Below are 13,788 nucleotides of genomic sequence, written 5' to 3' on the forward strand. Positions count from 1 at the left end.
AGCTGTGCATCATATCGCCGCGCGAAAGCCCGCACGCTGAATGGCGGTCAGGGGCGCCGCCGCGCGCCCACGCCGCTGACCGCGGCCAGGCCCAGCAGCACGAACACGATGCCGAGCAGTTCCATCGGCGACGGCTGCTCGTGCAGGATCAGCCAGGCCAGCAGCACGCTGACGATCGGCACGCCCAGGCTGGACACGCTGGCCACCGTGGTCGGCAGCCGCTGCAGCACGATCGACCACAGCCACCAGGCCAGGCTGGAGGCCAGCAGCACGCTGTAGGTCAGGCCGCCGATGAAGATCCAGTTCCACTCGATCGTGCGCTCCGGCACCGCCAGCGCGATCACGCCGAGCGCGCTGCCGCCCAGCAGCATCTGCCACGCCGTGAGGCTGAGCACCGATGGCGCATGTCGCTGGAACAACCGCTTGCTGAGCACCGTGCCGGCGGCCCAGGCGACACCGCCGCCGATCGCCAGTGTGGTGCTGAGCGTGCTGCCCATGGTGCGCCACGGTTCGATGATGCATAGCAATCCGAGTGCGGCCAGCGCCAGCCCCAGCCAGTGTCGAGCGGTCGGTCGGTCGCCCAGCAGCAGCCAGGCCAGCAGCACCGCCCAGAACGGCATGGTGTAGGCCAGCAGCGCGACGTGGCCGGCGCCGCCGTCGAGCAGCGCCCATTGCTCCAACCCCTGGAACGCGCTGGTCTGGCACAGGCCGATCAGCAGTGTCGGCAGCAACGGCGGCGGGTGCAGCGATTGCCGCGACAGCAGCAGTGCGGCGAACAGCACGGCGGCACCGAGCAGGTAGCGCAATGCGGCGAAGTGGAACGGTCCGGCGTACGCCAGCACCTGTTTCATCACGACCCAGCTGTAGGCCCAGATCAGGATGGTGACGAGCAACGCGGACAGTGCGCCGCGCGATGGCGAGGGAGGCATGGGAAACCGGCACGGAGTGAGGCGACAAGTCTAGCGGCCTGGGTTACGTTGTGCGCCACCCATCGACCATCCGCCAGCCATGACCGAGACCCCCGAACTTCAGCGCTGCCACTGGGCCACGGGCAACGATGCGCTGATGCGCGATTACCACGACACCGAGTGGGGCGTGCCGCTGCATGACGACCACGCGCTGTTCGAATTTCTCTGCCTCGAAGGCGCCCAGGCCGGCCTGTCCTGGCGCACCGTGCTGGCCAAGCGCGGGAACTACCGCAAGGCCTTCCACCACTTCGAGATCGAGCGCGTTGCCGCGATGAAGGACCGCGAACTGGAAAAGCTGCTGCTCGATCCCGGCATCATCCGCAACCGGCTGAAGATCTCGGCCGCGCGCGACAACGCAGTCGCGGCGCGGCAGGTGATCGCGGAGTTTGGCAGTCTGGACGTCTATCTGTGGTCGTTCGTCGACGGCAGGACGCTGCGCAACCGCTGGCGCGAACGGGCCGAGGTGCCGGCCAGCACCGAGTTGTCCGACCGCATGAGCAGGGCGCTCAGGAAGCGTGGCTTCCGCTTCGTCGGCAGCACCATCTGCTACTCGCTGCTGCAGGCCACCGGGATGGTCAACGACCACCTGACGGGTTGTTTCCGCCACCGGCAGGTGTGATCGAGGCGTCGCCTGGCGGTGCAGGAAATTGCGTGCCGGGCCGTCGCGCGGCACGCGAAATGTGCGCCCCTTCACACTAACGAGACATGTTTGAACGCTTGCCTTCACGCGGGCAAAACGCGTGCTGAATGGCGTGACGCCTGCACTTGTGAATTTCCTGTTCCGCGATGGAAGCTGCGCAGGTCGAAGCCGGTCGTTCGCTGCGTTCAATGGGCATCGCGACGGGCATCGAAGCATCGCAGGGGAACAGCAACGCATCTGGCCATGTCCAGTCATCCTTGACCGCAACACTCGGAGGCACTCAATGAAATCACGTCATCTCATGCTCAAGCTGGCCAGTGCCGCCGTGCTCACTGCGCTGGCCGCCTCGCCGGTGCTGGCGCAGACCACCGGCACCACGACGACTACGACCACTACCACCACCACGACCACCCATGAATCGACCACGCTGAGCAACCAGTTCGGCACGTTCGCCGGTTCGACCATGAACTCGCAGGCACTGGTGCAGGGGTTGCGCAACGGCACCTCGATCACGCTCACCGGGCCGGCTCCCACGACAACGACGACGGGTACGACCACGGGCACCACCACGGTATCGACGACCTTCCAGCCGGCCACAGGCCCGATGGGCTACGGCAACGTGAAGATTGCGCTGTCGCTGGCCGAAGCGACGCTCGCCAAGGCCGGCATCACCGATCCGACTGCCGCCGAGGTGGCTGCCGCACTGAACGGCGGCACCCTGGTACTGGCCAGCGGCACCAGCATCGACCTGAAAGGCGTGCTGGCTCAGCGCGCCGCCGGCGAGGGCTGGGGCCAGATCGCCAAGGCCGACGGTTTCAAGCTCGGCGACGTGATGCGCTCGCCGAAGGCGGTCGGCAACGCCGCCGCGAACGGGCATGCGCACGTTCACGTGGAAAAGGTCGAGGTGGCCAAGGTGCACGGCGTCGATCGTTCGAGCAAGCCGGAGCACGTGGCCAAGGCTGATCGCCCCGATCGCCCGGATCGTCCAAGCCGGCCGGAGCGCCCCGAGCATCCCGATCACTCCGGTCGTCCGGGCGGTTGAGTCCGGAGTTCGACATTATGTGGCAGTTCCGCAGGCCCGGTATGATGCCGGGCCTGCGTTCATCGTTCTAACAGCAAGGAAACCCTATTCATGCGTAACCCACAACACTGGATGATCGTCGGCGGACTGCTGCTGGTCGGAGCACCGGCGGCTCATGCCGCCACGTCCGACAGCGGCCAGTTCAGCCTCTCCGCAGGCGCGAACTACAGCAGCGGCAAGTACGGAACCACCGCCACCACCGACATCTGGTCGGTGCCGGTCACCGCCGAGTATGACGTCGACCGCTGGACGTTCAAGCTGGTCGTGCCGTACATCAACATCAGCGGCGCGGACAACGTGATTCCCGGCGTGGGCAAGGTGAAGAACAACAACCCGAATGGGCGCGGCCACGGCAAGGGCGGCCTGCCGCCCGTGCCGGGCACGACGACCACTGGTTCGGCATCGGGCCTCGGCGACGTCACCGCTTCGGCCGGCTACGAATTGTTCACCAACGCCGACCGCACCGCCGGGCTCGATCTCACCGGTAAGGTGAAGTTCGGCACCGCCGACGAGAACAAGGGCCTCGGCACCGGCAAGAACGATTACGGCCTCTCGCTCGACACTTACAAGGTGATGGGCGACTGGACCGCGTTCGGCGGCGTCGGCTGGATGAAGTACACCAGCTCGCAGTACATCCAGCTGAAGAACGGTTTCAACGCGAACGTCGGCATGGGCTACAAGCTCGGCGGCAGCGATGACATCGGTGCCTACTATTACTACCGCGAGCGGATCGCCACCGGCGGCGCGCCGCAGAGCGAGGTGACCGGCTACTGGAACCACAAGTTCAACGACAGCCTGCGCCTGCAGGCCTACGTGCTCGGCGGTTTCGCCAACGGCAGCCCGGATTACGGCGTGGGCGCGTCGCTGAAGTTCAGCTTCTGAAGAAACATCGGGGGCCTCGCGTCGAGTCTTAGGTCTGCCCGAAAGTTTCCGAGCCCCGGCTCCGTGCGTCTGCACGGAGCCTTTTTTCATTCTGGCGATCGCACATGGGTCCGTGGAAACGGAGCCAGGATGAGCCAGTCCGGATTTGACGGACACCTTCGATCAGGGACGGCCCTCAACGGCGTGTTGATGGCCAAGCATCGTGAGTCAAGGCGCGAAGCGGTCAGGCCATTCGAACGCCGGGCCGCCGGCTGCGGCCACGCCCCCAGGCTCCTGCTCAGCGCCGTCGCGAACCACGCAGCTGGTCGATCGAGAAGCTGGCGATCTCGGCGCCGCCCACGCGGCGCGGCTGGCCCACCGGCGGACCCCAGGCGTGCGCGCTCACCACTTCCCATGTGGCCGGGATGCGGCCGCCCAGACGCATCGCCTCGTACGCGGCCAGCATGCGCCGGTAGCGCCCCTTGCCGGTGAGGCCGCGCGCACGCGTGCGGTCGGCATTGGTGGCGCCCAGACCCTGCAATTCTTCCAGCAGCTTGCGCGGCTCGCTGTAGGTGAGGGTGTAGCGGAACACGTCCAGCACCGGGTCGCGCAGGCCGGCGTTGAGCATCGCGTCGCCGACATCGTGCATGTCGAGGAAGCGGCCCACGTGCGGCTGCTGGTCGGCCTCGGCCCACGCTGCGCGCAGTTCCTTCAGGGTGTCCGGGCCGAAGCTGGAAAACGCCATGAAGCCGCCGGGCTTCAGCACGCGCATGCATTCGCCGAACAGCGCGGACAGGTCGTCGACCCACTGGAAGCACAGGTTGGAATACAGCACGTCCACGCTGTGGTCGGCCAGCGGCAGATGGGTGGCTTCGGCGCACACGCGCATGAACGGCTTCAGCCAGCTGCCGTGCTGTTTCGCGGCGCGCAGCATCGGCAGCGCCAGGTCGAGCGCGATCACTTCGGCCTTGGGATATTTCTGCTTCAGCAGCGCGGTGCCGCGGCCGGTGCCGGCGCCGACATCGACCACGCGCAGCGGCGTTTCCAGGTAGAAGCCCAGCCGTTCGAGCAGGGCATCGCCCACCTCGCGCTGCAGTGCGTCGTGCTGTTCGTAGCTGCGTGCGGCGCGGCCGAAGTGACGGCGCACCAGGTGCTGGTCGAGTTGGAAGTCGCTCATCGCACTTGCTCGAATTTTGTGGAGGTCAACAGCGGCTGCAGCACCTGCGCCACTGCGCGGGCGTGACCGAAGAACGGCGCGTGGCCGGCCTGCTGGATTTCGGTGTACTGGCCGCCGCACTGGCTGGCCGACCAGGCCATCGCCTGCGGCGGCACCAGCCGGTCGCGGCGGCCGCTGACCCAAGCGCTGGGCACGGCGAGGTCGGGCAGGGCGGCGCGGCGGTCGCTGCTTTCCAGGATGCGGATGCCTTCCTGCAGCACGCGCAGGTCGGGTTCGCCATGCGCGAACACCAGCTGGCGCAGATGGCGCAGCTCGCCGCGCGGGTCGGCGCTGCCCATCGCCTCCAGCGCCAGGAAGCGCTCGATGGTGGCGTGGTAGTCGGTTTCCAGGTCGCTGGCCAGCTGGTGCACCAGCTGGGCATCACTGCCGTGCGGCCAGCCGGCGTCGCGCACGAATTTCGGCGTGGCGCACAGCATCGCCAGCCCGCGCACCTGCCGTGGCAGTTCCAGCGCGGCGGTGAGCGCGATGGTGCCGCCCAGCGACCAGCCCAGCCAGATCGCCGGCGGGGTGACCCTGGCGATCGCCGCGGCACAGGCCTGCGGCTCCAGCGGCAGGCCGCAGTCGCGCGAGCGGCCGTGGCCGGGCAGGTCGACCACATACATCGTGCACTGCGTTTCCAGCGCCTCGACCAGCGGCGCCAGTACGCCGCCGTGCATCGCCCAGCCGTGCAGCAGCACCAGCGGGATGGAGCCGTGGCCGCGCCGATCGACGTACAGGCTCATGCGTCGGTGCCCTGTGCGGGCAGCAGCCGTTTGTCCACGGCACCGCGCCCGTCGAACACGAAGCAGTCGCCCTGCCAGTGCGCGCCGTCGGTTTGTTCGAGGTATTTCAGGATGCCGCCATCGAGCTGGTAGACGTGCTCCATGCCGAGCCCATGCATGTGCAGCGCGGCCTTCTCGCAACGGATGCCGCCGGTGCAGTACGAGACCACCGTCTTGCCCTCGTAGCGCGCGCGGTCGGCGGCGATCGCGGCGGGGAAGCCGGTGAAGCTGGCGAGGCGGTAGTCGACCGCCTGCGCGAACTTGCCGGCATCGGTCTCGTAGTCGTTGCGGGTATCCAGCAGCACCACCTCGCGACCGTCGTCGTCGCGGCCCTGGTCCAGCCAGCGCTGCAGGGTGGGCGCGTCCACCACGGGCGCGCGGCCGCCTTCGGGGCGGATCGCGGGCAGGCGCATGGTGATGATCTCGCGCTTCAGGCGCACGCGCAGGCGGCCGAACGGCACCGTGGCGGAGAGCGATTCCTTCGGCGCGAGGTCGGCGAAGCGAGGGTCGTCGTGCAGCGTGGCCATGAAGCCGTCGATCTGCGCGCGGCTGCCGGCGAGGAACAGGTTGATGCCTTCCGGCGCCAGCAGGATGGTGCCCTTCAGCGCCAGCGCCTCGCAGCGCGCGAACAGCCGCTCGCGCAGCGCGGGAAGGTCGTCCAGGCTGATGAACTTGTAGGCGGAGATGTTGACGATCGACATGCGGGGGAATCGGCGGAGCAGGCGGCGATTATACGTGGTCGTCGCCGCGCGCCCGGAGCGAGGCCGGCAGGCGCAGCGTTTCCAGCGCGCCCAGCAGCCGGTCGACGTGGGCTTCCTCGTGCGCCGCCGACAGCGTGATACGCAGCCGCGCGTGGCCGGCGGGGACGGTCGGCGGGCGGATCGCGGTTACCAGCAGGCGTTGCCGTTCCAGCGCCTGCGCCGCCGCCAGTGCAGTCTCGGCGCCGCCCAGCAGCAGCGGCTGGATCGCGCTGGGCGAGGCCGCCAGCGGCAGGCCGAGTTCGGCCGCGCCGCGCCGGAAACGGGCGATCAGCGCCGCGAGTTTGTCGCGCCGCCATGTTTCGGCCTGCGCCAGCTGCACCGCCTCCAGCGCGGCGGCGGCCAGCGCCGGCGGCATCGCGGTGGTGTAGATGTACGGGCGCGCGAACTGCAGCAGTCCCTCGACCAGCGCGGCCGGCCCGGCCACGAACGCGCCGCTGCAGCCGAGCGCCTTGCCCAGCGTGGCCATCAGCAGCGGCACTTCGTGCTGGCCCAGGTTGGCCGCGTCGAGGCTGCCGGCGCCGCGCGCGCCGAGCACGCCGAAGCCGTGCGCGTCGTCGACCATCAGGGTGGCGCGCTCGCGTGCGCACAGCTGCGCCAGCTCGGGCAGCGGCGCGACGTCGCCGTCCATGCTGAACACGCCATCGGTGGCCAGCATTGCCGCCGCGTCGGGATTCGCCGCCAGTTGGCGCGCGGCGCCGTCCACGTCAGCGTGCGGATAACGCTTCAGCTCGGCGCCGCTGAGCCTGGCGCCATCGAGCAGGCAGGCGTGGTTGAGCTTGTCCTGCACGCAGACATCGCCGCGCGCGAGCAGCGCCTGCAGCAGGCCGAGGTTGGCCATGTAGCCGGTGGAGAACAGCAGCGCGCGCTCGCGCCCGGTCCAGACGGCCAACGCCTCCTCCAGTTCCGCGTGTTCACGGCGGTGGCCGCAGATCAGGTGCGCCGAGGTGCTGCCGACGCCTTCCCCGCGCGCCGCGCGGGTGAGCGCGGCAACCAGCTGCGGGTGCTGCGCCAGGCCTAGATAGTCGTTGCTGCAGAACGACAGCAGGCGCTGGCTGCCGGTTTCCAGCCACGGGCCGTCGGCGTGGTCGATCGTGCGCAGCCGGCGGCGCAGCTGTGCGCTGGCGTGTTCGCTGGTGCGGATGGCCAGCCGATCGAGCAGGTCAGGCCGCGGCACTGCAGCCGCAGCCGTGACCGCAATCGGCGTTTCCGTTGTCGCCAATGTCCGCGTGCACGGTGCCCGCGCTCTCAACCACCTCCAGCGGGTGCAGGTCGAGCCGGCGGAACAGCGCGCGGTCCGCTGCCACGTCCGGGTTGCCGGTGGTGAGCAGCTTCTCGCCGTAGAAGATCGAGCCGGCGCCGGCGAAGAAGCACAACGCCTGCACCGCGTCGTCCATCTGCTGGCGGCCGGCCGAGAGGCGCACGATCGACAGCGGCATCAGGATCCGCGCCACCGCGATCGCGCGCACGAACTCGAACGGATCGAGCGGTTCGGCATCGCCCAGCGGCGTGCCGGGCACCGGCACCAGCTGGTTGATCGGCACCGATTGCGGGTGTTCGGGCAGGTTGGCCAGCGCCTGAAGCAGGCCCGCACGCTGCTCGCGCGTCTCGCCCATGCCGACGATGCCGCCGCAGCAGGTCTTCAGGCCGGCGTCGCGCACCTGTTCCAGCGTGACCAGTCGATCCTGGTATTCGCGGGTGTGGATGATCTCGCCGTAGAACTCCGGCGCGGTGTCGATGTTGTGGTTGTAGTAGTCGAGGCCGGCATCCTTCAGCGCCTGCGCGTGGCCGTCGCCGAGCAGGCCCAGGGTGGCGCAGGTTTCCAGGCCGAGGTCCTTCACCGCGCGCACGATCGCGGCGACCTTGGGGATGTCGCGGTCCTTCGGGCCGCGCCAGGCCGCACCCATGCAGAAGCGGCTGGCGCCGGCGGCCTTGGCGGCGCGCGCGCGGTGCAGCACATCGTCGATTTCCATCAATTTCTGCGCGGCCACGCCGGTGTCGTAGCGCGCCGCCTGCGGGCAATAGGCGCAGTCCTCGGGGCAGCCGCCGGTCTTGATCGACAGCAGGGTCGACACCTGCACTGCGTTCGGGTCGTGGTGCTGGCGATGCACCGTGTGCGCGCGATGCAGCAGCTCGTTGAACGGCAGCGCGAACAGCGCGGCCACCTCGGCGCGGCTCCAGTCGTGGCGGATGGCGGTGTCGGCCATGGGACGGATACTCCATGCGGGAAGCGCGAGAGTGTGGAAGCCGCCCCAAGGCCTGTCAACTCGATACCTGCACGAATGGTTGACGGGACACGGGCGTCTTCCTGCCGCTACCATCGCCTGCTCGTGGGACCACCTGCTCGGGGAGTGCGGCGATGAGCGAAGGACAAGGCAGTACCGGCAACGTGCTCGCGGCGATCTGCAGTTTCTTCATCCCGGGCCTGGGCCAGCTGGTGCAGGGGCGGTTGCTGATAGCGATCGTCATGTTCGTGCTGGCGGCGGTGCTGTGGATCGTCCTGCTCGGCTGGCTGATCCATCTGTGGTCGATCCTCGACGCGGCGCTGTACAAGCCGGGCCGCTGAGCCGGAGCCCGGCATGGACGCGATGGCGACAGTCTGGCGGCGCCTGCAGCGCTTCGTGCTGCCGCCGCGCTGCCTGTTGTGCGGCGGCAATCACGGCGACGGCATCGACCTTTGCGCCGCCTGCGCCAACGAACTGCCGCGCAACCGCAGCTGTTGCGCGCGCTGTGCCCTGCCGCTGGCCACCCCGGCGGCGTGGTGCGGCGAGTGCCAGCGCCGCGCGCCGCCGTGGGATGCGGCGTGGGCGCCGTTCCGCTACGGCTGGCCGCTGGACCGGCTGGAATCGCGCTACAAGTTCCAGGCCGATCTGGCCGCCGGTCGGGTGCTGACCCAGCTGTGGCTCAGGGAGCGGCTGCCGCTCAAGCCGCCGCAGCTGTTGCTGGCCGTGCCGCTGCACCGCAACCGCCTGCGCCGGCGCGGCTACAACCAGGCACTGGAACTGGCCCGGCCACTGGCGCGCGCGCTCGGCGTGCCGGTGCATCCGGATGCGCTGCAGCGCCAGCGCGCCACCGGCGCGCAGACCGAACTGGACGCGGTGGCCCGCCGCCGCAACGTGCACGGCGCATTCGCCCTGCGCGAAGGCGTGACGCTGCCCGCGCACGTGGCGATCCTTGATGACGTGATGACCACCGGCGCCACCCTCGCCGAGTGCACTCGCGTGCTGCGTCGCGCCGGCGTGCAGCGGGTGGACGTATGGGCGCTGGCGCGCGCGCCGTCGCCGCGGGTCAATGGAGCGCAGGGTTGAGATAGACCGGATTGCCGATCAGCAGGGGCTTGCCGGCGTCGTCGCGGATCTCCGCACGCAGCCAGTGCATGCGACCGTCGCTGGTCCAGTCGAAGCCGATGCGCTGGTCGGCACCGCCGATGGCGGCATCGACGGCGGGGGCGAACGGTTTGCCGTCAAGCAGCACGGCCAGTCGTTTCCCGGATACCTGGACGGCATGCACTTCGAAGTGGACCCGCGCGCCCGCGTCGGCGCGCAGGGCATCGCCCATCGTGGCGTGCTGCCCGCCGCTCTGCGCGTCGAGTTCCAGCAGCCGGTCGCGGCTGCCTTCCACGTCGACGAACACGTGGCCGGCGCGGATGCCGGCCAGGATCGCCGGCATCGACAGCTCCGCCGCGTGGACCACCGTGGCGGGCCGGCCGACCAGGCTGGAGCCGGGCCTGGCCGCACTCAGCAAGGCATCGTGGTTGTCGCTGCCGCCGATGCCGGTGAGCCGGTGTCCCTGGGCGAGCTGCCGTTCCCAGAACGGCACGCCGGAGAGGGGCGTGCCGGCGTCGCTGTCGTTGACGATCTCGATCGCCTGCACCTGCGTCATGTCCACCGCCGGCGTGGCGGTCCAGCCGCAGCCCATGCAGTTCTCGCCGCTGGGGCGGACCGGGTGGTTGATCGAGAGCAGGCCCTGCAGCGGCGCGACCTGACGCAGCAGCGCGTTCCAGTCCTTCACCTGGCGGCCGTCGACGCGGAAGTCCACCGGCGCGGTGCTGCCGAACAGGTTGGCGTGGCCGCTGAAGGTGGTGATCTCGCGGCCGGGGATCAGCAGCAGGCGGTCGAAGTACGGCTGCAGCTCGCGCATCGGATTCGCCTGCGACACCGTGTTGTGGTCGGTGATCGCGATGAAGTCCAGGCCCTGCCGCGCCGCCGCCTCGACGGTGAGGAACAGCGGGCAGGGCACGCGCTGGCCGGACTGGCTGGCGCAGCTGGCGTCGCTGTGCGCGTCGTGCATGTGCAGGTCGCCGCGGTACCAGCGCGCCTCTCGGCGCAGCGGCGGGTTCAGCACGGCCGGCACCCATGCGGGGTCGTCCGGCCGGCCGAACCAGATGTTCGCGGTATAGCGGGAGTGGCTGTTGCGGCGGATGTTGGGGATGCCCAGCAACAGACTCCAGCGGCCCGGGCGGATCGCGCCGGGCAGGTAGGAGGGCGTGGCGTCGGTGGCGGACACGGTGAATACGTGCTTCGAGCCGCCGCTCCAGCCGCGGAAGCCGTCCGGGCCGAGCAGGCCCAGGTCGATCGTGGTGCGCTCGTCGTCGTGGCCGCTGTAATCGAATTGCACGGTAATGCGGCTGGTGCCCGCGGGCACCTCGAATGGCAGCGTGCGGTAGGTCTGGTTGTCCGCGCCGTCCAGTTCGCCGTGCAGGGTCAGGTCGGGCTGCTCGTGCCCGGTCCGGCTGGGAGCGGCCTGCACCATGCCGAGCAGCAGCATCAGGCCGGCCAGCAGCAAACCGGCGAGCAGATGGTTCAGGCGATGGCGCAGACGCGGGCTCATGCTGGACTTCCGGTGGCGGTTGATGTCGGGTGACGGGGTGGGTCCGTGGCGCGCGGCCGTCACCAACGCGCAACTTGGCGGCCGGGTGGCGAACCACCCGGCCGCGCTGGGTCAGAAGCGGTACATCACGGCGGCACGGTACGAGCGGCCCAGCAGCGGCCGCGCGATGAACGTGTTCGCCCCCGCGTCCGCGCTCTGCAGCTCGCCGGCGCGCGGGTTGCCCTCGGTCAGGCCCAGCGAGTTGGTAAGGTTGTCGGCATACAGGTACACCGAGAACATCGGCGATACGTCGTAGCGCGCGCTGGCGCTCCACACGTCGTAGGAGGGCAGCCGCACCGAGTTGGCGGTGTCGACGAAGCGTTCGCCCTCGTGCTCGTACGCCAGCTGCAGGCGCAGCTGCCCGTCCAGCAGATTCACCCCGGGCACCACGCGGTAGCTCAGCTTCGGCACGCGGATCAGCTGGTTGCCGGTGTAATCGCGCAGGATCGGACCGGTGCTGCCCTTGTCGGTGTAGCGCAGGCCTTCGTACTGCGGGTCCTGCCAGGTGGCGGTGAGCTGCACGTCGAGCCAGCGGGTCGGGAACCAGGTGCCTTCCAGTTCCAGGCCCTTGGTCTTGGTGCTGGCGTAGCCCTGCTGTGCGACCGAGGTGTTGTTGTTCGGGTTGAACACGTAGTTGTTGAAGCCGACGTTGTCGTACTTGGTGTAGAACGCGGTGGCGTACAGGTCGAGCTGGCGCTCGGAATACTTGTAGCCCACCTCGCCCAGCTTCATGGTCTGGATGATCGGCGTGGCGGTCGCGTTGGTGATGTAGCTGCTCAGGTTCGGCAGGCGGAACGCCGAGGTCCAGCGCGCGAACACGCCGGAGCGCTCGGAGAACTGCCAGTTCGCGCCCAGCGTCCAGCCCGGCTTGCTGAAGCTGTGGTCGTACGACACGGTCTGGCCGGTGCCGGTCTGGATCTGCGAGGTGGCCAGCGTGCCGAGGTTCACGGTCTGCTTCTGTTCGACCCAGCCCCTGGTGTTCACGCGCTCCCAGCGCACGCCGCCGTCGATGCGCAGCGCGTCGGTCGCCTGCCATTCGTCGGAAACGTAGAACGCATGGGTCGCCGAGCTGCCGCTGGCGTTCTCCCACTCGTAGCCGTAGCGGTAGATGCCGTGGTCGGTGAGCGTGCCCAGCGGCTGGCCCGCTGCGTCCACCGCGACCAGGTCGAGCAGGCGCGCGTTGTCGCGCACGTCGAGCAGGGCGCTGGAGGAGTAGCGGCTGAAATCCTGGTTGAAGTGCGCGTAGTAGTAACCGAGCGTGACGTCGTGGCTCTGCCCGCCGAGGTCGAACTTGCGCAGCAGCCGGGTATCGTTGACGAACTCCTGCACCGGCATGGTCACGCCGCGCAGGCCGCCGATCACCACCAGGCCGTTGCCGTTCTGGTTCTGGTTGTCGAACACCTGCGCGGGGTTGTCGACGTAGCGCAGCTGCAGGCCGGCCGCACCGGCCGGCTGGAACTGCTTGGCCTGGGCCAGGAACTTGTCCGCGCTCATCAGCGAGTTCGGGAACACGCCGTTGCGCTGGGTTTTGGTGTCGCTGTAGCGCATCGACTCGGCCAGCTTCCAGTCCGCGCCGAGGTCATGGTCGAACTTCAGCGTGAGCTGGTCGCGCTTCACGTGCGTGCCCACGCTGTTGTCGAAGTTGTACAGGCTGCCGTTGCCCTGCTTCATCAGCACGCGCTCGGTCTCCGGCCCGGCCATGGTGCCGAAATTGCCGTCGAAGCCGGGTACGGCCTTGATCTTGCCGTTCGGGTAGGTGCGCATCGGGATGCCGAGGTACAGCGCGACCTTGTCGTCCATGTGCTTGAAGTCGACGCTGAAGCGGCCGTGCTCGAAATCCTTCGCCAGGTTCAGGCGGATCTGGCCGCCGTCATTGGCATGGAAGCCCGGATCGCGGATGCCGTCGTCGACACGGTAGAAGCCGCCCACGCCGAGCTTCCAGCCGTTGCCGACCGGCGTGCCGTACCAGAAGTCGCCACGCTGCAGGCCGTAGTCGCCCACGGTGTACTTGACCAGGCCTTCCGGCGTGTCGCCGACCTGGCGCGGGATGAAGTTGATCGCACCGGCCGGCGCATTCGAATAGAACACCGACGAGGGACCGCCGCGCACCACCTCGATCCGTTCGATCGTCTCGTCCAGGCGGAACGCCTGGTCGGCGTTGAGGTAGCCCAGCGCCGGATCGTGCTGCACCGGAATGCCGTCCTCCAGCAGGTTGACCGAGCCGAAGCCGTCGACGGGAATGCCGCGCGCGCGGATATTGCCGCTGGCCTCGCCGCCGGACGCCTCGACCCAGAAGCCGGGCACCGACTTCATCGCCTCGGTGACCGAGGTCGGCGCCTGCATGCGCAGGCGGTCCTCGTCGATGGTGGTGATCGAGTAGCTGGTCTCGGCCTTGGTCCGCGTCTCGACGCCGGAACGCGCGGTGACCACCACGCTGTCGAGGTTCTTGGCCTTGTCGGTGCTTGCCGTGGCGGTGCCCGGCGGGGTGGCGGCGCTGTCCTGCGCCTGGACGGAAAGGGCGACGCCGAACGCCAGACTGCCGAGCAGGGCCATGCCGATGGATCGGCTGATGAGGGAAGTACGCAAGTTGAATGCTCCGGGGGACGGGGAGAT

At 69.1% G+C, this 13,788-nt stretch carries 13 protein-coding genes; 5 read left to right on the forward strand and 8 right to left on the reverse strand.

The window, feature by feature from the left end; all coding sequences use genetic code 11:
* Positions 1–47: 47 nt before the first annotated feature.
* Positions 48–929 carry a DMT family transporter gene (locus tag DEO45_RS09810; protein ID WP_114343024.1) on the reverse strand — a complete coding sequence of 294 codons (882 nt, stop codon included), beginning with the start codon at positions 927–929 and terminating at the stop codon, positions 48–50.
* Positions 930–1,008: 79 nt separating this feature from the next.
* Between DEO45_RS09810 and DEO45_RS09815 the strand changes: the two genes are divergently transcribed.
* The 3 genes from DEO45_RS09815 (at position 1,009) to DEO45_RS09825 (ending at position 3,571) form a co-directional block, all read left to right on the forward strand.
* Complete coding sequence (locus DEO45_RS09815) at positions 1,009–1,587, forward strand: DNA-3-methyladenine glycosylase I (protein ID WP_114343025.1); 579 nt, start codon at positions 1,009–1,011, stop codon at positions 1,585–1,587.
* A 304-nt stretch (positions 1,588–1,891) separates the two neighbouring features.
* The gene (locus DEO45_RS09820) at positions 1,892–2,650 is read left to right on the forward strand and encodes a hypothetical protein (RefSeq protein WP_114343026.1); all 759 of its coding nucleotides are present in this window, start codon (positions 1,892–1,894) and stop codon (positions 2,648–2,650) included.
* A 90-nt stretch (positions 2,651–2,740) separates the two neighbouring features.
* Positions 2,741–3,571 (forward strand): transporter, encoded by an 831-nt coding sequence (locus DEO45_RS09825; RefSeq protein WP_114343027.1) that lies wholly within the window; start codon positions 2,741–2,743, stop codon positions 3,569–3,571.
* A gap of 277 nt (positions 3,572–3,848) precedes the next feature.
* Here DEO45_RS09825 and bioC read toward each other — a convergent pair whose 3' ends face one another.
* From bioC to bioB, 5 genes are read right to left on the reverse strand one after another with little or no spacing between them, the layout of a single operon-like run.
* Entirely contained in the window at positions 3,849–4,727 is an 879-nt protein-coding gene (bioC, locus tag DEO45_RS09830) for a malonyl-ACP O-methyltransferase BioC (RefSeq protein WP_114343028.1), read from the reverse strand.
* A complete protein-coding gene (gene bioH / locus DEO45_RS09835; RefSeq protein WP_114343029.1) occupies positions 4,724–5,509 on the reverse strand; it encodes a pimeloyl-ACP methyl ester esterase BioH in 786 nt (261 codons plus the stop codon). The genes bioC and bioH overlap by 4 nt, the downstream gene beginning before the upstream one ends.
* On the reverse strand, positions 5,506–6,249 hold the full coding sequence (locus tag DEO45_RS09840) for a sulfurtransferase (RefSeq protein WP_114343030.1): 744 nt from the start codon (positions 6,247–6,249) through the stop codon (positions 5,506–5,508). Before DEO45_RS09840 ends, bioH begins: the two co-directional genes overlap by 4 nt.
* Before the next feature lie 28 nt (positions 6,250–6,277).
* The gene (gene bioF / locus DEO45_RS09845) at positions 6,278–7,483 is read right to left on the reverse strand and encodes an 8-amino-7-oxononanoate synthase (protein WP_114343031.1); all 1,206 of its coding nucleotides are present in this window, start codon (positions 7,481–7,483) and stop codon (positions 6,278–6,280) included.
* The gene (gene bioB, locus DEO45_RS09850) at positions 7,470–8,513 is read right to left on the reverse strand and encodes a biotin synthase BioB (protein WP_114343032.1); all 1,044 of its coding nucleotides are present in this window, start codon (positions 8,511–8,513) and stop codon (positions 7,470–7,472) included. The genes bioF and bioB overlap by 14 nt, the downstream gene beginning before the upstream one ends.
* Before the next feature lie 152 nt (positions 8,514–8,665).
* Between bioB and DEO45_RS09855 the strand changes: the two genes are divergently transcribed.
* Positions 8,666–8,872, forward strand: a complete 207-nt coding sequence (locus DEO45_RS09855) for a hypothetical protein (RefSeq protein ID WP_114343033.1) — start codon at positions 8,666–8,668, stop codon at positions 8,870–8,872.
* Positions 8,873–8,885: 13 nt separating this feature from the next.
* Positions 8,886–9,614: a ComF family protein gene (locus DEO45_RS09860; RefSeq protein ID WP_114343034.1), complete on the forward strand. Its 729-nt coding sequence runs from the start codon at positions 8,886–8,888 to the stop codon at positions 9,612–9,614.
* Here the strand turns inward: DEO45_RS09860 and DEO45_RS09865 are convergent.
* Together DEO45_RS09865 and DEO45_RS09870 are read right to left on the reverse strand one after the other, a co-directional pair.
* Complete coding sequence (locus DEO45_RS09865; protein ID WP_114343035.1) at positions 9,595–11,136, reverse strand: CehA/McbA family metallohydrolase; 1,542 nt, start codon at positions 11,134–11,136, stop codon at positions 9,595–9,597. The genes DEO45_RS09860 and DEO45_RS09865 overlap by 20 nt on opposite strands.
* Before the next feature lie 111 nt (positions 11,137–11,247).
* On the reverse strand, positions 11,248–13,761 hold the full coding sequence (locus tag DEO45_RS09870; RefSeq protein WP_223250844.1) for a TonB-dependent receptor: 2,514 nt from the start codon (positions 13,759–13,761) through the stop codon (positions 11,248–11,250).
* Between the last annotated feature and the right edge of the window lie 27 nt (positions 13,762–13,788).

Origin of the sequence: Rhodanobacter denitrificans, assembly GCF_003335105.1 — a bacterium.
GTDB lineage: Bacteria > Pseudomonadota > Gammaproteobacteria > Xanthomonadales > Rhodanobacteraceae > Rhodanobacter > Rhodanobacter denitrificans_A.

Bases quoted from the DNA above. Each gene is read 5' to 3' on its own strand.
- DEO45_RS09810 (WP_114343024.1), bottom strand. From the start codon at position 929: ATGCCTCCCTCGCCATCGCGCGGCGCACTGTCCGCGTTGCTCGTCACC.
- DEO45_RS09815 (WP_114343025.1), top strand. From the start codon at position 1,009: ATGACCGAGACCCCCGAACTTCAGCGCTGCCACTGGGCCACGGGCAAC.
- DEO45_RS09820 (WP_114343026.1), top strand. From the start codon at position 1,892: ATGAAATCACGTCATCTCATGCTCAAGCTGGCCAGTGCCGCCGTGCTC.
- DEO45_RS09825 (WP_114343027.1), top strand. From the start codon at position 2,741: ATGCGTAACCCACAACACTGGATGATCGTCGGCGGACTGCTGCTGGTC.
- bioC (WP_114343028.1), bottom strand. From the start codon at position 4,727: ATGAGCGACTTCCAACTCGACCAGCACCTGGTGCGCCGTCACTTCGGC.
- bioH (WP_114343029.1), bottom strand. From the start codon at position 5,509: ATGAGCCTGTACGTCGATCGGCGCGGCCACGGCTCCATCCCGCTGGTG.
- DEO45_RS09840 (WP_114343030.1), bottom strand. From the start codon at position 6,249: ATGTCGATCGTCAACATCTCCGCCTACAAGTTCATCAGCCTGGACGAC.
- bioB (WP_114343032.1), bottom strand. From the start codon at position 8,513: ATGGCCGACACCGCCATCCGCCACGACTGGAGCCGCGCCGAGGTGGCC.
- DEO45_RS09855 (WP_114343033.1), top strand. From the start codon at position 8,666: ATGAGCGAAGGACAAGGCAGTACCGGCAACGTGCTCGCGGCGATCTGC.
- DEO45_RS09860 (WP_114343034.1), top strand. From the start codon at position 8,886: ATGGACGCGATGGCGACAGTCTGGCGGCGCCTGCAGCGCTTCGTGCTG.
- DEO45_RS09865 (WP_114343035.1), bottom strand. From the start codon at position 11,136: ATGAGCCCGCGTCTGCGCCATCGCCTGAACCATCTGCTCGCCGGTTTG.